Below are 17,430 nucleotides of genomic sequence, written 5' to 3' on the forward strand. Positions count from 1 at the left end.
GATTGACGACGCTCTCGGGTTTGACTCAAGCAACTTCGCCGCAAGTCGCTTCTTATTCCCTGATGATTGATGTTCATAGTATTGGCGATAATCCTCGTAAAACTCTACAAAATTTGAGAGACCAACAGATGTTCTTGCACGATCAAAAGTTATCATTCCCAACATCCCCCAGTCCTTTTACAATAATAATATCACATAAATGTGCAGCCTTGATTTAGCATTTTCTTAGCTAAACATGGCGTCTAATCATATTTGAATAAACATTGCTTTAAAGACAATGCGACCGTTTATGGGCAAATTTCACAGTCATTTATGATACAATGAAGCTAGTTTCAGTAAACACGATATGGAGGTTGGCCATGGCAAATAAAGATAAAATAATTGCTTCTTTATATAATGCGAAGCTGTGCGATGACTGTTTGTCCGTTTCTTCCGGTGTAGTCCCGAGACAAACGGTCTACTCGATTTGCCGTTCACTCTCCGAAACTTCAACTATTAATCGCCATCATGGCGAATGCGATCATTGTCATAAACCCAAATTAACCAATAGCCTGCTAGACTGGAATGCTGAAAAAGAAGATCCGAAGGCCGAAAAATCCTCAATTGATTATATTCGACCATGGTTTTGGGAGGGTAATGTCCAAAGCAAGGTTGTCAGCTACCTTGTTACACACAATTACACAATCCGTAGTGTCGCGGATACGGCATCCCGTACATCCGGCAAGGACATCATCGCTCTTAGTCCCGCTGGTGATGAACTATGGATAAGCGTTAAAGGGTACCCCGAAAAGAGCCAAAACACACAGGCTCGTCATTGGTTTTCTGGAGCAGTTTTCGACCTTGTGTTGTATCGTGGAGAAAACCCCGATGTTAAGCTCGGTATAGCTTTACCGGATGGGTTTGCAACATATAGGAACTTGCTTCCACGAATCAAATGGCTTAAAGAGACTGTGGACTTTCAAATCTACTGGATCAATGAGGAAGAGCTTGTCCGGGTGGAATAAAATCGTTAACTTGGAGGGTTTGATCGTGCCGAATAAAAATTGGGGGGCCCTTAATTCATTGCAACTGGGCCGTTACGCTGAATATTTTGCAAAGATGGAGTTTGCATCTTACGGTCTCGAGGTGTTTTCGTCCAAGGTAGATGATCGAGGCATTGATTTCATTGTAAAAGACAAAACGGGCAGATTCATGGAAATCCAAGTTAAATCTCTAAGGGGAACCGGGTACGTTTTTGCTCAAAAGAGTAAGTTCAATATTGGCAATCATAACTTGTACATGGCACTCCTAACCTTCAAAGAAGGTCAAATGCCTGACATCTTCTTAATCCCCTCTGAATCATGGAAAGTTCCGAACGAGGTTTTCGTTGACCGGAACTATGACAAGCCTGGGCAGACTAGCAAGCCCGAGTACGGGATTAATATTTCAATCAAAAACTATGACATCTTGGAGATCTTCAAATTTGAAGAGTCAATAAAAGACTTTTTGTTAGTCTCCACCGAATCCGAAGGCGCTTGAGAGCCCCCGCCTCTGGGGCAGGCCGAAACAGCCCACACGAGCCCGCCTGCCAAGCGATCTTCCCCCAGGGTGGCCCATCCCCCACCCTGCCCCTTGGGGCAACTTTCCGCGCACAGCAAGTGGCTAATGAAGAATTCTCAACATATTCTTTGAAGGCTAAATCTGCTTGGATCCTCGGTCGGCAAGGAGTCACATTAAGAATAGAAGGAGTCCGTTCTCGTAGTAGATGAACGGACTCCTTCTATGTGAAGCTAGTTTTTGCAACCGTTTTTGTCACAAGTGATATTGGAGTAAGTCCCCACCCAATGGCTTGGGTTCTCGTTAGTGTTGAATCCACATCCGGTTGTACCACCCTTTGTTCCACTGTGTACGATACCTGTTGGTGTATGTTTCACTGCCATCGTCTCACCTCCCTTATGAATCAAATATCTATCAATGGATATTTGATTCATTAATAATAGCACACCGGAAACATAGGAACAAGTGTTCTATTTTGTTAAAAGTCTACAGAGGACACTCTGAAAGACTCAACAAATTGTCAGGCTGATCTCCATCAGCTTCAGTTTTCAAATACTTATTCCCGTATCGGCTCGTGGATACAATTACATTGACGGTATGACCAGCTCTGTTTACGTAGAACGACCACTTACCTCCCTCAATACCGGCGATAGCATCTTGTTGGGTTAGCTTCCACCTTGACCCGTTATCATTTTTACCACCGATATGAGTAATTCGTTCGTGAGGATTGTATCGATCACTTTTGTTTACACATAAAACCTGATGTCTGCTTGCCATCTTTGATCATTCTCCTTTTATCGTAATATTAGCCTTCCCTGCGAACTCCCTTGAACGGAGCTTTGCTACTTGTTTTCTGATCCATGAACCTTCCAGTTTCAGTATTTCTCTTGACCCAATGACCACTTTGAGTCTTCACCTGGCTTCTTCCTTTAACTGCTCCAATACGTCCATTTCCCTTTGCACCATTAGTCGCCATTGATTCGTCACCCCGGATAAAATAAGTTATTTATGTGAACATGCTGAAATGCATGGATTTTTATTGTGTTGATTATCAACTCAACATTTAGTTTAAAAGAAAAGGCAGATTAAAAATCGAAAATAATCTGCCCTTGGCTTTCACTTTTGGAATCATAAATCGTTCCGTCATCATCTATGTACAATAAATCCAATTGTTTGAGTCTAACTATTAAAGCGCTAATGGAAACCTTGAACATTGGTGCTAACCAGTATAACTGCTTCATCTGTATTTTTCCTTGAGCCTTCATATTACCCACTACTTTTTGAATGATTGGTTTGGGAATTAATAGAGACCCAGCAAACATATCAGCCTGATATTCTTCTGGTGGTTTCTTTGACCGACTTCGGCAAAAAAATGTCTGGGACGAGTCATTGAAGTCTACTGATGTTTGCAGGTTCTCTCTGTCACTAACATGAAGTACCCAATGACCCAATTCGTGTGCCATTGTGAAATGCATTGTTCCAATCTTTTCTTCAAAGAGTTCCTTACATGACTCGTTCATAATAATTCGCTTGTCGCTAGGAATGATTGCTGCCATAACTAACCCCGATGGATCAAAGTGGTCAATTGGTTCCCAGTGAATGTCTAAGCCATAATGAAATTCAATAATCTCATCAATTGGAACTGCTTCAGGGAAATCCTTATTTTCAAAGTCGAACCCGTAATCTCGCAAAATCCCTTGGGTTATTCGTTCCATTTCATCATGCGTTATAAACGGATATTTACTCACTTTTATTTCTCACCATCTTCTGGAGTCTCATTCATGATCCCCCGGATTCGCTCCCATTGATGAGGAGAGAAACTTGAAGCTTTCCTAAGAAAAACAGGTACGTCTTGATGCTCAGTAATAATTTTCTGCAATTCACTTGGCACCTTTTTAGCGGAAATCAAAAGTTGGTCCGGGTCTACTTTAAATACCTCTGCCATTTTAATGATTTTATCTTCGGCTGGCGGGTCCATTGTGCCGCTTTCAATTTTGCTAATGTAAGTAAAATCAATACCCACCAACTCAGCTAGCTTTCGCTGACTAATTTTGTGCTCCTGACGTAGCGATTTGAGCAAATCCCCAAACTCGCTCATAATATCACTACCTTTCTTTGTTTACTATATATCGTGTTGATTATTTTGTCAACACACTAAATACGGGAATCATAGTAAACTAGAAGATACGGGGAACTCTAACTATTTTGAATCTCCCCCATTCCCGTCGCTCCGAGTCCACGTCCCTCAAGCATCCAGCACGAGCCCGCCTGCGCAACGATCTTCCCCCAGGGTGGCCCATCCCCCACCCTGCCCCTTGGGGCAACTTTCCGCGCCCCGTGCGCGGTTAATGCCAAAAATTTCGCCTCATTTGTGATACGGTTCTCCCCGATTAATCCGGAACCCGCGATAAATCTGCTCGAGCAGCATCACGCGCATCATCTGATGCGGATAGGTCATCCGCCCGAAAGACAGCTTCTTGTCGGCGCGCTTCAGGACGGCGGGCGACAGGCCGAGCGAGCCGCCGATAACGAAGCTGACGGCGCCGCCGCCGTAGACGGCCTGCTTGTCCAGATGCGCGGCCAGCTGCTCGCTCGACCACGTCTCGCCGTCGATCGCCAGCGCGACGACATGCGCGCCGTCCCGCAGCGCGCCCAGGATGCGCTCGCCCTCGCGCGCGCGCACCTGCTCCTCCTCCGCCGGGCTCATGGAGTCCGGCGTCTTGTCGTCCGGCAGCTCGCGGATGTCGAGCTTGGCATAGGCGCCCAGCCGCTTCGCATACTCGTCCACGCCGCCGGTCCAATACTTCTCTTTCAGCTTTCCCACGCATACGATCTGAATCTGCATGTCCACGGTCCTCCGAACGATTGATCTACTCCTCCCAGCTTATCCGATTCCAGCCTCCCGTAGCAAAAGATAGACGAATGCTCGCTTATGCGGCACGCGAATTCCCCTTAAAATGACCGTAACCGATCGAAAAAGGCAGGGATGACAGTGGCGGTCCAAAAAGACAAATGGGAGCAATACAACGTCCTGCGTGCCGGCCCCCCGCTGGACGCGCGGCTGCCGGAGACGCGGCTGCTGGAGAAGGACGCCCTGTCCAACATGCTGCAGCGCCATCCCAGCGTCGTCCTGAAGCCGCGCGACGGGAGCTTCGGCACGAACATCATCTTCATCCAACGGACCGAAACGGGCGCCTACCGGATGCAGCACGAGAACAACGCCATCACGATGAGCGGCACCGATGAGGTTCTCGAGTGGCTGTGGATCGAAAGCAAAGGAAGAGGCTACATCGTCCAGGAGCGGATCCGGCTGGCTCGCATCGGGCACAGGCCGTTCGACATCCGGGTCATGGTCCAGCGCCAAAAAGCAGCCTCGTCCCCTTGGACCGTGACCGGCTCTTATGCAAAAGTTGCGGCCAAGGGCTATCTGGTCACGAATGTGGCCAGCCGCCCGATTCCCTTGCTTCAGGCACTGAAATCCGCCCGCATCGAGGACCGGAGCCTGCCGGCCAAAGTGGCGCGGGCCGCGCTGGCGGCTGCCAAACGGCTTGGCGATCGTTATCCCGATCTCCGGCAAGTCGGATTCGACATCGGCATCGACAGGGACCGCCGGATCTGGATCATCGAGGGCAACTACTAGCCGGCGTTGCGCCCTTTCCGGCTCTTGAAGGACTCCTCGATGCTGCGCCGAATCCATTGGTACCGAAACCATTAGAACGCAAAAGACGACCTGCCCGATGTTTGGGCAAGTCGTCTTTTTCGCTTGGCATCTGGACTCAGCTGACGATGCGCGTCACCTGGAACCGGTTCTCTCCGACCTGGATGATGGCGAACCGGCTGTAGGAGGTGCCGGATGAAGTATACGGCTCCGCTGCAATATTGCCGCTGGGCGTCCGCACCGTAGCCGTAATTCGAGTGAGCAGGCAGACGCCGCGGCCTGAAGCTCGCCACGTCTCGTCGCGCTGCACCGAATAAAGGTCATCCGAGCAAAAGATGGACGCGCGCTTCAAGACAGCCGGCGACAGGCCGAGCGAGCCGCCGATGACGAAGCTGACGGAGCCGCCGCCGTAGACGGCCTGCTTGTCCAGATGCGCGGCCAGCTGCTCGCTCGACCACGTCTCGCCGTCGATCGCCAGCGCGACGACATGCGCGCCGTCCCACAGCGCCCCCAGGATGCGCTCGCCCTCGCGCGCACGCACCTGATCCTCCTCCGCCGGGCTCATGGAGTCCGGCGTCTTCTCATCCGGCAGCTCGCGGATGTCGAGCTTGGCATAGGCGCCCAGCCGCTTCGCATACTCCTCCACACCGCCCGTCCAATACTTCTCTTTCAGCTTTCCCACGCATACGATCTGAATCTGCATGTCCACGATCCCCCGAACGATTGATCTGCTCCTCCCAGCTTATCCGATTCCAGCCCCCCGTAGCAAAAGAAAGACGAATGCTCGCTTATGCGGCGCGCGGATTCCCCTTAAAATGACCGTATCCGATGAAAAAGGCAGGGATGACAGTGGCGGTCCAAAAAGATAAATGGGAGCAATACGGCGTCCTGCGAGCCGGCCCTCCGCTGGACGCGCGGCTGCCGGAGACGCGGCTGCTGGAGAAGGACGCCCTGTCCAACATGCTGCAGCGCCATCCCAGCGTCGTCCTGAAGCCGCGCGACGGGAGCTTCGGCACGAACATCATCTTCATCCAACGGACCGAAACGGGCGCCTACCGGATGCAGCACGAGAACAACGCCATCACGATGAGCGGCACCGACGAGGTTCTGGAGTGGCTGTGGATCGAAAGCAAAGGAAGAGGCTACATCGTCCAGGAGCGGATCCGGCTGGCTCGCATCGGGCGCAGGCCGTTCGACATCCGGGTCATGGTCCAGCGCAAAAAAGCAGCCTCGTCCCCTTGGACCGTGACCGGCTCTTATGCAAAAGTTGCGGCCAAGGGCTATCTGGTCACGAATGTGGCCAGCCGCCCGATTCCCTTGCTTCGGGCGCTGAAATCCGCCCGCATCGAAGACCGAAGCCTGCCGGCCAAAGTGGCGCGGGCCGCGCTGGAGGCTGCCGAACGGCTCGGAGAGCGTTACCCCGACCTTCGACAAGTCGGATTCGACATCGGCATCGACAGGGAGCGCCGGATCTGGATCATCGAGGGCAACTACCAGCCGGCGTTGCGCCCTTTCCGGCTCTTGAAGGACTCCACGATGCTGCGCCGAATCCATTGGTACCGAAACCATTAGAACGCAAAGGACGACCTGCCCGATGTTCGGGCAAGTCGTCTTTTTCGCTTGGCATCTGGACTCAGCTGACGATGCGCGTCACCTGGAACCGGTTCTCTCCGACCTGGATGATGGCGAACCGGCTGTAGGAGGTGCCGGATGAAGTATACGGCTCCGCTGCAATATTGCCGCTGGGCGTCCGCACCGTAGCCGTAATCCGAGTGAGCAGGCAGACGCCGCGGCCCGAAGCTCGCCACGTCTCGTCGCGCTGCACCGAATAAAGGTCATCCGAGCAAAAGATGGACGAATACTCCACCGCCCCATACGCATTGAACGATGTGGAGTTGGTGATCTGAACCGGATCATACCCTTGAACCTCTCGAAGTCCCATCCAAAAGCCTCCCTAGTGGTGATAGACTTAGTAGATGCGATAGAGTCGGTTTGGTGCGGGTCAGATGCGGACGAAGGCGGAAAACCGGACGTTTGTCCGGCGGTCTCGGAAGCCCTTCTCCCGATCTCCGCCGACCGTCCGGCGATGCCCCGTCCTAGCGGTCCGCGTCTCCCCCTTTGCCCGCGGCATGCTTCTTTCTCCATTCCCCCATGCTGTCCAGGATCGGAAGGAAGCCTCGCCCCATGCCCGTCAGCGAATACTCCACCTTGGGCGGCACCTCGTGATACACCTCGCGATGCACCATTCCGTCCCGTTCCAGCTCGCGAAGCTGGCTCGTCAGGATGCTTTTGGAGATGCCCGGCAGCAGCCGCTGGAGCTCCCCGAACCTTCTCGTTTCCTTCAGCTGCCACAGAATAATGAGCTTCCACTTGCCCGCGATGACGTTCAGCGCATCCGACACGAGACAGAGCTCCCGCTTCTCCTCCGGGATTTCGCCTTTGAAGTTGGCTCTCGCCATACGATCTCTCCTCTTCATGGTCTTAAAAATGTGACTAGGTATCTTAAATGTGCCTACTGTTCCTTTTTGGACTATTGCCATAGTATAGGATTAGAGCCTTGTCCACAACCTATTCCTGACTGACGATAGAGGAGGAACCACCATGAACATCGCCATCATCGGGGCTAACGGAGTATCCGGAAGCCTCATCCTGAAGGAAGCGGTCGACCGCGGCCACGACGTCACCGCCATCGTGAGGGATGCGTCCAAAATCTCCGCCGCGAACGTCGCCGTGATCGAGAAAGACCTGTTCGACCTGACGGGAGCCGACCTCCGTCCGTTCGACGTCGTCGTCAGCGCCTTCAAGGCGCCGATCGGCCAAGAGACGCTGTACCTCGACTCCAGCGTCGCGCTGGCGGCCGCGCTCCAGGACGCGCCGGACACGAAGCTGATCGTCGTAGGCGGCGCGGGCAGCCTGTTCGTCGACGCCGACAGCACGTCGCTGCTGATGGATACGCCGGACTTCCCGGACTTCGTCTATCCGACTGCCTTCAATGCGGGCAAGCAGCTGGAGCATCTGCGCCAGACCGACTCGCTGACCTGGACGTACATCAGCCCGGCCGCGTTCTTCGATCCGGAAGGCCCTCGCACCGGCTCTTACCGCAAGGGCAAGGACCATGTCATCCCGAACGCTCAAGGCGACAGCTACGTCAGCTACGCCGACTTCGCCATCGCCGTGCTGGACGAGATCGAGCATCCGCAGCATGTGAACGAGCGGTTCACGGTCGTCAGCGACAAAAAGTAGCAGAGGCGCGGCTGGCGACGGAATTCCATCGCACGCTGCGGCAGAAAAACACAAACGGGACGAAACGGAGCCATCTCCGCTTCGTCCCGTTTGCTCGTTCGGCGCGCGCTTGCCGCCCCTAAAAGGCAGGGCAGGCGCGTTGCTTCGCAGAAGGCTCCTCGGCTTGAGCGCCCGTCGCTGGAGCCAACCCCGTTGGCGCATTCAGCGCCACCAGGGCGTGACCGCGTTCAGCGCCACCACGGCATGGCCGCGTTCAGCCACCAGGGTACGGCAGCGTTCAGCCACCAGGGCGTGGCCCGTTCAGCGCCACCAGGGCGTGGCCCGTTCAGCGCCACCAGGGCGTGGCCGGCGGCTCGCCCTGCCCGAGCGTCACCGTTTCCCCGATCCGCGGCGTGCAGACGGCGACGCCGTCGGCGCTCGCGGCGCGGAGCAGGCGCTCGACCGGATCGGTCCAGGCATGCAGCGCCAGGCGGAACGCGCCCCAGTGGATTGGCAGGAGCAAGCCGCCTCGGACATCCCGATGCGCCTGCACCGTCTCCTCCGGCAGCATGTGGATGCTCGCCCACCGCCTGTCGTACTGGCCGCATTCCATCAAGGTCAGGTCGAACGGGCCGTACGTCTCCCCGATCTCGCGGAAGTGCGGGCCGTACCCGCTGTCGCCGCTGAAGAAGATCCGCCGCCCCTGCCCCTCGATCACCCAGGAGCACCACAGCGTCGAATTCCGGCTGAGCAAGCCTCTTCCGGAGAAATGGCGAGCCGCGGCGCAGGTCAGCGTCAAGCCATTGAGCTTCACCGCTTCCGACCAGTCGCACTCGCGGATCGCCTCGCGCGCGACGCCCCACCGCTCCAGATGCGCGGCGACGCCGAGCGGCACGATGAACATCCCGGTCTTCTCCTTCAGCCGGAGGATCGTCGGGTAATCGAGATGATCGTAGTGATCATGCGAGAGCACGACCGCATCCAGCCGCGGCAGACGCTCCAAGTCGACCGGCGACGAGCCCTTGAACCGCTGCCCCCCGATCATCGGAACCGGCGAAGGCGCCCGCCCCAGCATCGGATCCAGGAAAACCGTCATGTCCCCGAGCTCCAGCAGCACCGCCGAATGCCCGAACCAAGTGACTCGCACCGCGTTCTCCCGCTCTGCGGCGGACGCAGGCGAGTACCGCTCCACGTCCAGCGGCCGGTCGGGAACGGCTTGCGGCGTGCCCTTCAGGAACTCGCCCAGGATCGAGACCTGGTCCTTCCAGCCGCTCAGCATCGGCGTCGGCAGAGGGTAGGCAAATTCGCCGTCGCGGTATTGCTTCGAGCGGCGGATGCGCTCCCGCGATTCGGGAGACGGCTTCCCGCCCAGGGCGGGGCGGATGTAGAGGTAAGCCAAGGTCAATGCGGCGGCGAGCGCGGCGGCGATTCCGATCCATACTCCCATGTCGAGCGAGCCTCTTTTCGATGAAAATTCTTCTCCCACCAGCTTATCCGATCCCCCGCCTCGATAGCAAAAAAACGCCCGGACGCAGGCGCGGCCGGACGTTCTTCGATTCCATCGACGGCGTTCCTTGCTCCGCCGACCGGCAGAGGACCGGCATTCGTACGCCATTGGACGAGCTTGTTCAACTAGCCGTTCTCGATGCCTGCAGCGAATCCTTTTCCTCAAGATTGCCTAGCCGAATTTCCCACCTATAGCTAGTTCTCCCATATTGGAAAATTCCTACAGATTTCAACGCGGAAAATGTCGAATTCTGCGGACGAATACCGAGAGACGAGGTATAATTCGAGTACAATCAATCCTCGGAGGAATCTATGAGAACGCTTCGTCTATGTCTCTTCCCGGCTCTGGCCGTTCTCGCCCTGCTGGCGGGATGGCTCCACTGGCCTTCTCTTCTATCGGCAGCCGAGCCGGGCGATGTCGCCGCCTCTGCCGCTCCCGCCGCCAGATCCTCCCTGGACCGCTGGCAGGTGCTGCCTATCCCCGCCGATGCAACGCCCGGCACCGCGCCGCCTGCGGACGCCGACTGGCTGGACGCCGAGCTGAGGGAGCCGCGCGTCGAGCTGCCGAAGGACGCCCAAGGCATCTGGATCCGGCTCCGCGTGCCGGCGACGGAGCAGTGGCATCGTCCCGGCCTGCTGGCCGGACGGATGTACAGCCGGCACGTACAGGTGTACGAGCGCGGAGTGCTGCTTTACGAGTCGAGCCGCGGGTTCGATTTTGACCAGGGCCGCCTGCTCGTGCCGCTGGACGCGAAGCCCCAAGAGACCGTGCTCGACGTGCGCATCCTGAACAAGGGCGAACGAGCCGGCTTCCTGACGCCTCCGCAGCTCGGCGAGTTCGACGAGCTGGACCGCACCTACATCCGCAAAGAGCTGCCCAGCCTGCTGCTCGGCGTCTCGCTCGTCTTCCTCGCGGCAATCATGTTCATCTGCTCGAGCTTCCTCAGCCGCCGCCAGCGCGGCTTCTGGATCTCGCTCTGCCTGATCGCGCTCTCGGCCGGACTGCTGATCAGCGCCTATTCGCCGCTTCTCTACCTCTATTTCCCCGATGCGGCCCAGGTGTTCCTGGCCTGCTTCGAGCTGTCGCTGTTCACGATGTTCCCCGCGCTCGGCTACTTCGTGAACGAGGCGCTGGAGCGCAAATCGCCGCCGTTCCAGCGCTTCACGCGCTGGCAGACGTACTACTCGGCGTTCGGGGTGCTCTGCTTCGTCGCCTACCGGTTGTCGGACGGTCAGTTGCATGCCTTCTATGATCTCGTCTCTGTTGTCGCCGTCGGCTTCTTGATCCTGGTACAGATGGTGTGGATTTCGATTCTCTCCATCGCACACACCTTTCAGGGTGATCGGCAGGCACGCATCCTGTCGCTGGGACTGCTGGCCTTTGCCGTGTCGAGCGCCATCGACCTGATTTTGTTTTACGGAAGCGGCAAAAGCTACGTCCTCTTCCTCTGGAAGCTCGGCATCGTCGCCCTCATCTTCTCGCTCGTCGTCATCCTCGCGCGGCGCGTCTCGTCCGACTACAAGACGCTGGTGTCCTACTCCAAGCAGCTGGAGCAGTTCAACCTGTCGCTCGAGCGCACGGAGAAGCTCAAGATCATCAGCGATCTCGCCGCATCCGTGGCGCATGAGGTGCGCAACCCGCTGCAGGTGACGCGCGGCTTTCTCCAGCTCCTCTCCAAAAAGGAGGATCCCCAAAGCCAGGACTACATCACGATCGCCGTCAGCGAGCTGGACCGCGCGGCCGAGATCATCACGGACTTCCTCACCTTCGCCAAGCCCGATCTTGAGATGATTGTAAAGATAGATCTCCATGAATTGCTGGAGCAATTAGATCTCATCATGGGGCCTCATGCCGCCATGCATGGCGGCCGCTTGGTCATCATTTCAGAGGAAGGCTTGGAGATCATGGGCAGCCCTTCCAAGCTCAAGCAGGCTCTGATCAATCTCATCAAGAACAGCGTAGAGGCGTTCGGCCAGGAGGGAATCATTGAGCTGACCGCGCGCGCCGAGGGCGGAGAAGCCGTGCTGCGGCTGAAGGACAACGGAGAGGGGATGGATGAGGAGCAGCTCGCCAAGCTCGGCGTGCCTTATTTCTCGACCAAGACGAAGGGGACCGGCCTCGGCACGATGGTGACGATGCGGATCATCGAGGTGATGAACGGCAGCATCGACTTCCGCAGCGAAAAAGGAAAGGGAACCGAAGTAACAATTCGGTTCCCTCTAACCGGTCAGATCGTCTCCGAGATGACCGATGCTATATCATTACCAGACTAGCTCGACCTCGCCTTGGCCGTTTGCCACATTTTCAGGGCTAGGAGGAAGAACGAGATAGAAGTGCTTTTCTGTTTCGGCAACAGCCGTGACCTGGATATCAGCCGCTACCTCGTAATCAAAGGCTTCTTTGATGGCTTTTTTGGGATCAGCGAGCAACTGCTGCTTAAAGATTTCATCCTTCCAAGCTTTACGAATGATCTGAACTCTCAACGATTCTACGGCAACGGTCATGAAATCACAGCCTCTCAAAGTGGTATGGGTAAATCTTCCTACAGATTAACACATGGCTAGGAAAAAGTCCCTATCAATTTTCAAGATGTGACAAATAATGAAAGAACCCTCCATTCAACGCCAGACCATCTGCCGTTTGCCGTATCGACATAACGTCGGCTTCGATGCCGGCGAGCACCGCCCGGTGGAATCCGGCGAGTCCCGAAGGCGCCTCGTGCCGATCCGACAGCTCCCGCCGATGGCCTCGGACGAGCTCGGCCAGCCGCTCCACCGCGTCCTCCTGGTAGACCGCCCGGCGTACGAGCCGCTCCGCCAGCGGCTGCTCCTCCGGCTGGTCCAGCATCCGCCGGACCAGCGTCAAAAACGCGTTCGACCGCTCCTCGCCCGCGGCCAGATCGTCCCGCCAATCGGCCCAGTCGTCGGCGAGCTGCAGCGAGGCGAGCGCCAGCTCCGTCGCCTGCTCCGCGTCGGCGATGCGCTCCGGCCGGCCCGCCGCCAGCCAGACGGCGGCCGCTCCGATCTTCACCGGCGCCGACTTGGCCGCCAGAGCGGCCGCATCCTGCGGCTCGGCTCGCTGCCGTCCTTCCTGCGACACGGCCTGCGCCCACTCGCCGGCATAGGCCCGGTAGCGGCTCCACAGCTCCGCCGAGCCGGGCACGGCGCGCTCGTACCGTTCCAGGAACAGGCTATGCAGCAGCTGTCCCGCCGCCAGCGCCTCCTTTGGCCCGAGCCCGATCTCGTCCCCGTCCATCACGTCGTCCAGCAGGAGATAATGCAGCATCATATAGACGCTGCCTACGGCCAGCTCGCGGCCCACGGCTGGAGGAAGGCCCGCCTGCTCTCCCGTCCATGCGGGCAGCAGGTAGGCGATGAAGTTCGACCCTCCCTCGCGCGCAGACGGATCCGCGCGGTCGATCAGCTGCCGCAGGACGCCTCGCAGAGGCTCCGGACAAGCCGACGCACCCTCCCGCGCATCGGCGAAGATCGCCGCCGCTTCTTTGCGCGCCATTTCCAAATTCCATTCAATCGACATGTCGAGTTCCCCTCTCCGCTTTCATTGTGGGACGGGCGCCTCATGGCCCCGGGCATCAAAAGAGGCGCACGCCCGGCGGACTCAAGCCCGCCGCGCTACATATAGTGACAGAAAAGCTACGAAGGAGCCTGCTGCCATGCCTCTCGGCGTCTCGATCATCGCCTGCACGAACCGGCCCGAGTTCTTCGCGAACATCCTGGCCAACTACAAGCGCCAGCGCTATGCCCGCAAAGAGCTGATCGTCATCGTCAACCTCGATTCGGCCGACATCCGCCAGCTGCGCCGCCAAGCCCGGCAGCTGCCCCATGTCTCGGTGTACCGGGTGCCGGAGCGCGTCTCGCTCGGCCAGTGCCTGAACTGCGGCATCTCCCGCGCCAAGCACGAGCTCATCGCGAAGCTCGACCACGACGACTATTATGCTCCCGATTACTTGAGCGAGCAGGTGAAGGAGCTCCGCCGCACCCGCAGCTCCGTCGTCGGCAAGCATTCCTGCCTCGTCTATCTGGAAGCCAGCCGGCAGCTGCTCATCCGCTCGCCCAAGGAGAGGGACAAGGAGGCCGACTTCGTGCAAGGCGGCACGATCCTGTTCCACCGGCGCGTGCTGAAGGGCGTCCGCTTCCCGGACCGCTCCCTCGGCGAGGACGTCCGCTTCCTGCGCAGCTGCAAGCGCAAGGGCTACCGCATCCGCGCGACGTCGCCGTACAACTACGTCTATATGAGGCGCCGGAACAAGAGCACGCACACCTGGCGCGTCGACGACGGGTTCTATCGGAAAGGAAGCCGGCTGCTCGCCGTTACCCGCGACTACCGTCGCTTCGCCGACCGCAAGGCGTGACGCCGGAGGGCGCGCGGGCTTGGACCGCCGGCTTGGCTCGGCGAGCACTTCAAGCTATATATCGGAATTCGTGCTTCTATATTGCCACATGGTTATAGATCAGCACAGAGATGTATCGACGTCTCTAGCCTTCCAAAACGCTTGCAAGCCGGTGCCGAAAGCTCGGACGACGACGCGCGCCTTTATTTGAAACCCTGACCGCCTACGTCGATGGCCGCGTCTGCAGCTCGTCGGGACGGAAGCGGATGATCTTGACCAGCTGCTCCTGCATGTAGGCCGGCGAGCGCGCGAAGCCGCTCTCGATCCAGTGGAACAGGATGCCGAGCAGGCCGGAGATGGAATAGTCCGCCAGCAGCTCGGCGTCGATGCCGTCCAGCTCCGGCAGCAGCTCGCGGGAGGAGATGTCCTTCAGAGCCCGGAACATCTTTTCGCGCAGCGCGGGCATGACCTGGCTGCGGCTCAGGATGCGGTATGTCGGCGCATGCTCCATGAAGTGGTCGAAGATCTTCACCGAGCCCGGCGGCAGCTGATGCACGCGGAACACCTCCGTCTGCTCGTACGGATAGCGGAACGCCTCCAGCAGTCCCTCGATCAGATCGTTCAGGATGTCCTCGAGCAGCGCTTCCTTGTTGTCGTAATGCTTGTAGAACGTCCCCCGGTTGTACCCGGACGTCAGCACGATCTCCGTGATCGTGACCGCCTCGAATTCCTTGTCCTCGAGCAGCCCGAGCAGCGCCTGCTTGAGCGCCGTTTTGCTGCGCGCGACGCGCGGATCCACTTTTCCAGCCATCTCCATCCTCGCTTTCGTCAACAAGCGCTTTCATCTTGTTCATTAATGGACAAAACCGCCTGTTTTACGGATATCCAGGTCCCTTCTTCCGTATTATACTGAAGGCGTCACCTGTATAGTTAGTCAACATTTATTCATAAATGCGAAGGAGGACTTCGGAATGAAGCTGAATGGAAAAGTAGCCGTCGTCACGGGAGCCGCATCGGGCATGGGCAAGGCGATCGCCGAGCTGTACGCCGCCGAGGGAGCGAAGGTCGTCGTCAGCGACCTGCGCCTGGAGGCCGCGCAGACGGTCGTCACCGAGATCGAGGGCAAAGGCGGACAAGCGCTCGCCGTCGCCGCCAACGTCGCCAAGGAAGAGGACGTGCAGGCGCTGATCGACGCCGCAGTCGAGAAATTCGGCACCGTCGACATCCTCGTCAACAACGCCGGCATCATGGACGGCTTCGTGCCGGCAGGCGATCTGACGGACGAGCTGTGGGAGCGCGTCTTCGCGGTCAATACGACCGGTCCGATGCGCACCGTGCGCAAAGTGCTGCCGATCTTCCTGGAGAAGGAGAGCGGCGTCATCGTCAACATCGCCTCGGCCGGCGGCCTGAACGGCTCGCGCGCAGGCGCGGCGTACACGGCATCCAAGCATGCCGTCGTCGGCTTCACCAAAAACGTCGGCTTCCAGTACGCGACGAAGGGCATCCGCTGCAACGGCATCGCTCCGGGCGGCGTGCAGACGAACATCAGCGCCACGATGGGCCAGCCGAACGAGTTCGGCATGAGCCGCGCGATGGCCGGCATGGGCGTCAACCCGCGCGTCGGCACGGCCGAGGAGATCGCCAAGGTCGCGCTGTTCCTCGCTTCCGACGACTCCAGCTTCGTCAACGGCACGGTCATCGCGGCCGATGCCGGCTGGACGGCTTACTAAGGAAGGCAATTGTTCCAAGAGCTGAATGAGTTCGTTGAAAGTGGCCTTCTGTGAAAAAGGTGCTGCTTCTCACAAATGTGAGCAGGCAGCACCTTTCCCAATTCAACGTCGTCCCGCTTTGGATTAAACCTTTTAAATGATGCACTGAAATGCTTTCCTTTTTACTCCCATCACCATCTGTATGGTTTGTGCAAGCGAAGCAAAAAAGCAGGATGATGAGCATAACAAACACCGTTGACGCACCTCTTCGATCAGGCGCAGCGGCACGTACGTTCACGAAGTCGTCCTCCCTTTCGCTCGCACTCGCAGATGCGAGTTCTTTCCCTAACATGGACGCGCGAAAGAGGAATGGAGTTGCGGTATCAGTTGACCTCTGCGCTCAGAAAGTCCGGCCGCGCGAAGCTCGGGTCGGGATAGGTGTAGAACCCGGCGCCGGTCTCGCGGCCGAGCCGGTTCTGGTCAATGTAGTCGCGCTTGAGCTTGTCCGCGACGGCCTGGTACAGCGGGTCGCCGGTCGCCTTCGCCTTGGCGAGGCCGATGTTGTAGGCAGTGTTGATGCCGACGACGTCGAGGATCGCGAACGGGCCGAGCGGCGCGCCGGTCGCCGCCATCCACGTCTTGTCGATCGTCTCGACGTCGGCGACCTCCTTGACGAGCAGCAGCTGCGCGGCGTCCAGCAGCGGCACGAGCAGCGAGTTGAGGATGTAGCCAGGCTGCTCCTTGCGCAGCGGCAGCGCGATCATGCCGATCTTCTTGGCGAAGCCGACGACCGCGCCGAACACGCCCTCGTCCGTGCCGGGATGGCGCATGATCTCGGCGGTGTTGTTTTTCCAGATCTCATTGGCAAAATGAAGCGCAAGAAACTTCTCCGGCCGCCCCGTCGCCTCGGCGAACTGGCTCGGCAGCAGCGTCGACGAGTTCGTCGCGAACACGGTGTGCAGCGGTGCGACCGCCCCGAGCCGGCGGTAGAAGTCCGTCTTGATGTCGACGACTTCCGGCACCGCCTCGATGACGAGGTCGGCATGCTCGACCGCCTTGGCCAGGTCGCTCTCGAACGCCATGCGCCTGTAGGCGTCGTCGAGCTCCTGCTGCGAAGCGCCGAGATCCGCCATGTAGCGCGGCTTCAGCGCCTCAATGCGCTCCTTCGCCTTGGCCAGCGCCTCGTCGTTGATGTCGTATACGGTCACGTCGAACCGCTTGAACGCGGCCTGGAACGCGATCTGGCTGCCCAGCACGCCGCTGCCCGCGACGGTGATGCGGCTGAAGCTCATCGTTCATCGTCTCCCTTATCTGGAATATAGGAGTAAGATGTCCAAAAAAGAGCGGCTCATCCGCAGATGAGCCGCCCATCCAGGGCAGGTTTGTGCCTTGGTTTTGGCTTTCGGGCCCGGGTTCGCCCATCCAAGGCAGGTTTGTGCCTTGGTTT

At 57.9% G+C, this 17,430-nt stretch carries 19 protein-coding genes; 8 read left to right on the forward strand and 11 right to left on the reverse strand.

The annotated features are described in order from the left end of the window. Positions 1-359: 359 nt before the first annotated feature. The gene (locus tag NYE40_RS23985; RefSeq protein WP_339279113.1) at positions 360-1,004 is read left to right on the forward strand and encodes a hypothetical protein; all 645 of its coding nucleotides are present in this window, start codon (positions 360-362) and stop codon (positions 1,002-1,004) included. Positions 1,005-1,029: 25 nt separating this feature from the next. Beyond that, a complete protein-coding gene (locus NYE40_RS23990) occupies positions 1,030-1,518 on the forward strand; it encodes a DUF4365 domain-containing protein (protein WP_339279114.1) in 489 nt (162 codons plus the stop codon). Positions 1,519-2,621: 1,103 nt separating this feature from the next. On the opposite strand, the gene NYE40_RS23995 is transcribed toward NYE40_RS23990, so the two are convergent. From NYE40_RS23995 to rlmH, 3 genes are all read right to left on the reverse strand, one after another. Continuing rightward, positions 2,622-3,284, reverse strand: a complete 663-nt coding sequence (locus tag NYE40_RS23995; protein WP_339279115.1) for an ImmA/IrrE family metallo-endopeptidase — start codon at positions 3,282-3,284, stop codon at positions 2,622-2,624. Positions 3,285-3,286: 2 nt separating this feature from the next. Further along, the gene (locus NYE40_RS24000; RefSeq protein WP_339279116.1) at positions 3,287-3,634 is read right to left on the reverse strand and encodes a helix-turn-helix transcriptional regulator; all 348 of its coding nucleotides are present in this window, start codon (positions 3,632-3,634) and stop codon (positions 3,287-3,289) included. Between the two features lie 267 nt (positions 3,635-3,901). Next, the gene (gene rlmH / locus NYE40_RS24005; protein ID WP_339279117.1) at positions 3,902-4,381 is read right to left on the reverse strand and encodes a 23S rRNA (pseudouridine(1915)-N(3))-methyltransferase RlmH; all 480 of its coding nucleotides are present in this window, start codon (positions 4,379-4,381) and stop codon (positions 3,902-3,904) included. Between the two features lie 147 nt (positions 4,382-4,528). Here rlmH and NYE40_RS24010 point away from each other — a divergent pair, with 147 nt between their 5' ends. Continuing rightward, a complete protein-coding gene (locus tag NYE40_RS24010) occupies positions 4,529-5,176 on the forward strand; it encodes a YheC/YheD family protein (RefSeq protein ID WP_339279118.1) in 648 nt (215 codons plus the stop codon). A 136-nt stretch (positions 5,177-5,312) separates the two neighbouring features. Here the strand turns inward: NYE40_RS24010 and NYE40_RS24015 are convergent, their stop codons facing one another. Continuing rightward, complete coding sequence (locus tag NYE40_RS24015) at positions 5,313-5,897, reverse strand: 23S rRNA (pseudouridine(1915)-N(3))-methyltransferase RlmH (protein WP_339279119.1); 585 nt, start codon at positions 5,895-5,897, stop codon at positions 5,313-5,315. Positions 5,898-6,037: 140 nt separating this feature from the next. Between NYE40_RS24015 and NYE40_RS24020 the strand changes: the two genes are divergently transcribed. After that, positions 6,038-6,766, forward strand: coding sequence for a YheC/YheD family protein (locus NYE40_RS24020; RefSeq protein ID WP_339279120.1), 729 nt, complete (start codon positions 6,038-6,040; stop codon positions 6,764-6,766). Between the two features lie 61 nt (positions 6,767-6,827). Here NYE40_RS24020 and NYE40_RS24025 read toward each other — a convergent pair whose 3' ends face one another. Then, positions 6,828-7,136: a hypothetical protein gene (locus NYE40_RS24025; RefSeq protein ID WP_339279121.1), complete on the reverse strand. Its 309-nt coding sequence runs from the start codon at positions 7,134-7,136 to the stop codon at positions 6,828-6,830. A gap of 154 nt (positions 7,137-7,290) precedes the next feature. Beyond that, positions 7,291-7,653 (reverse strand): helix-turn-helix domain-containing protein, encoded by a 363-nt coding sequence (locus NYE40_RS24030; RefSeq protein ID WP_339279122.1) that lies wholly within the window; start codon positions 7,651-7,653, stop codon positions 7,291-7,293. Positions 7,654-7,795: 142 nt separating this feature from the next. On the opposite strand from NYE40_RS24030, the gene NYE40_RS24035 reads away from it, so the two are divergent. Further along, complete coding sequence (locus NYE40_RS24035; protein WP_339279123.1) at positions 7,796-8,437, forward strand: NAD(P)-dependent oxidoreductase; 642 nt, start codon at positions 7,796-7,798, stop codon at positions 8,435-8,437. 325 nt (positions 8,438-8,762) lie between these two features. Here NYE40_RS24035 and NYE40_RS24040 read toward each other — a convergent pair whose 3' ends face one another. Further along, entirely contained in the window at positions 8,763-9,863 is a 1,101-nt protein-coding gene (locus tag NYE40_RS24040) for an MBL fold metallo-hydrolase (RefSeq protein WP_339279124.1), read from the reverse strand. Between the two features lie 371 nt (positions 9,864-10,234). On the opposite strand from NYE40_RS24040, the gene NYE40_RS24045 reads away from it, so the two are divergent. Next, positions 10,235-12,196: a sensor histidine kinase gene (locus NYE40_RS24045; RefSeq protein ID WP_153784588.1), complete on the forward strand. Its 1,962-nt coding sequence runs from the start codon at positions 10,235-10,237 to the stop codon at positions 12,194-12,196. Here the strand turns inward: NYE40_RS24045 and NYE40_RS24050 are convergent. Both NYE40_RS24050 and NYE40_RS24055 read right to left on the reverse strand, forming a co-directional pair. Continuing rightward, on the reverse strand, positions 12,185-12,427 hold the full coding sequence (locus NYE40_RS24050; protein ID WP_043111058.1) for an NHLP leader peptide family RiPP precursor: 243 nt from the start codon (positions 12,425-12,427) through the stop codon (positions 12,185-12,187). The two genes, NYE40_RS24045 and NYE40_RS24050, sit on opposite strands and share 12 nt — an antisense overlap. Positions 12,428-12,500: 73 nt before the next feature. Further along, positions 12,501-13,460 carry a hypothetical protein gene (locus tag NYE40_RS24055; protein WP_127464567.1) on the reverse strand — a complete coding sequence of 320 codons (960 nt, stop codon included), beginning with the start codon at positions 13,458-13,460 and terminating at the stop codon, positions 12,501-12,503. 136 nt (positions 13,461-13,596) lie between these two features. On the opposite strand from NYE40_RS24055, the gene NYE40_RS24060 reads away from it, so the two are divergent. After that, positions 13,597-14,295 carry a glycosyltransferase family A protein gene (locus tag NYE40_RS24060; RefSeq protein WP_153784589.1) on the forward strand — a complete coding sequence of 233 codons (699 nt, stop codon included), beginning with the start codon at positions 13,597-13,599 and terminating at the stop codon, positions 14,293-14,295. Positions 14,296-14,497: 202 nt separating this feature from the next. Here the strand turns inward: NYE40_RS24060 and NYE40_RS24065 are convergent, their stop codons facing one another. Then, positions 14,498-15,085, reverse strand: coding sequence for a TetR/AcrR family transcriptional regulator (locus tag NYE40_RS24065; protein WP_228551773.1), 588 nt, complete (start codon positions 15,083-15,085; stop codon positions 14,498-14,500). Positions 15,086-15,245: 160 nt separating this feature from the next. Here NYE40_RS24065 and NYE40_RS24070 point away from each other — a divergent pair, with 160 nt between their 5' ends. Beyond that, positions 15,246-16,004, forward strand: coding sequence for an SDR family oxidoreductase (locus tag NYE40_RS24070; RefSeq protein ID WP_028598048.1), 759 nt, complete (start codon positions 15,246-15,248; stop codon positions 16,002-16,004). A gap of 362 nt (positions 16,005-16,366) precedes the next feature. Here the strand turns inward: NYE40_RS24070 and NYE40_RS24075 are convergent, their stop codons facing one another. Further along, a complete protein-coding gene (locus NYE40_RS24075; protein WP_028598047.1) occupies positions 16,367-17,275 on the reverse strand; it encodes a 3-hydroxyacyl-CoA dehydrogenase in 909 nt (302 codons plus the stop codon). Positions 17,276-17,430 lie beyond the last annotated feature (155 nt).

The sequence above is a fragment of the Paenibacillus sp. FSL W8-1187 genome (assembly GCF_037965485.1).
GTDB lineage: Bacteria > Bacillota > Bacilli > Paenibacillales > Paenibacillaceae > Paenibacillus_O > Paenibacillus_O pasadenensis.

Excerpts from the sequence above, each read along its gene's own strand:
- NYE40_RS24015 (WP_339279119.1), bottom strand. The coding sequence starts at position 5,897 with ATGCAGATTCAGATCGTATGCGTGGGAAAGCTGAAAGAGAAGTATTGG.
- NYE40_RS24045 (WP_153784588.1), top strand. The coding sequence starts at position 10,235 with ATGAGAACGCTTCGTCTATGTCTCTTCCCGGCTCTGGCCGTTCTCGCC.
- NYE40_RS24075 (WP_028598047.1), bottom strand. The coding sequence starts at position 17,275 with ATGAGCTTCAGCCGCATCACCGTCGCGGGCAGCGGCGTGCTGGGCAGC.
- rlmH (WP_339279117.1), bottom strand. The coding sequence starts at position 4,381 with ATGCAGATTCAGATCGTATGCGTGGGAAAGCTGAAAGAGAAGTATTGG.
- NYE40_RS24065 (WP_228551773.1), bottom strand. The coding sequence starts at position 15,085 with ATGGCTGGAAAAGTGGATCCGCGCGTCGCGCGCAGCAAAACGGCGCTC.
- NYE40_RS24035 (WP_339279123.1), top strand. The coding sequence starts at position 7,796 with ATGAACATCGCCATCATCGGGGCTAACGGAGTATCCGGAAGCCTCATC.
- NYE40_RS24060 (WP_153784589.1), top strand. The coding sequence starts at position 13,597 with ATGCCTCTCGGCGTCTCGATCATCGCCTGCACGAACCGGCCCGAGTTC.
- NYE40_RS24000 (WP_339279116.1), bottom strand. The coding sequence starts at position 3,634 with ATGAGCGAGTTTGGGGATTTGCTCAAATCGCTACGTCAGGAGCACAAA.
- NYE40_RS24040 (WP_339279124.1), bottom strand. The coding sequence starts at position 9,863 with ATGGGAGTATGGATCGGAATCGCCGCCGCGCTCGCCGCCGCATTGACC.
- NYE40_RS24030 (WP_339279122.1), bottom strand. The coding sequence starts at position 7,653 with ATGGCGAGAGCCAACTTCAAAGGCGAAATCCCGGAGGAGAAGCGGGAG.
- NYE40_RS24020 (WP_339279120.1), top strand. The coding sequence starts at position 6,038 with ATGACAGTGGCGGTCCAAAAAGATAAATGGGAGCAATACGGCGTCCTG.
- NYE40_RS23985 (WP_339279113.1), top strand. The coding sequence starts at position 360 with ATGGCAAATAAAGATAAAATAATTGCTTCTTTATATAATGCGAAGCTG.
- NYE40_RS24025 (WP_339279121.1), bottom strand. The coding sequence starts at position 7,136 with ATGGGACTTCGAGAGGTTCAAGGGTATGATCCGGTTCAGATCACCAAC.
- NYE40_RS24055 (WP_127464567.1), bottom strand. The coding sequence starts at position 13,460 with ATGTCGATTGAATGGAATTTGGAAATGGCGCGCAAAGAAGCGGCGGCG.
- NYE40_RS24070 (WP_028598048.1), top strand. The coding sequence starts at position 15,246 with ATGAAGCTGAATGGAAAAGTAGCCGTCGTCACGGGAGCCGCATCGGGC.
- NYE40_RS24050 (WP_043111058.1), bottom strand. The coding sequence starts at position 12,427 with ATGACCGTTGCCGTAGAATCGTTGAGAGTTCAGATCATTCGTAAAGCT.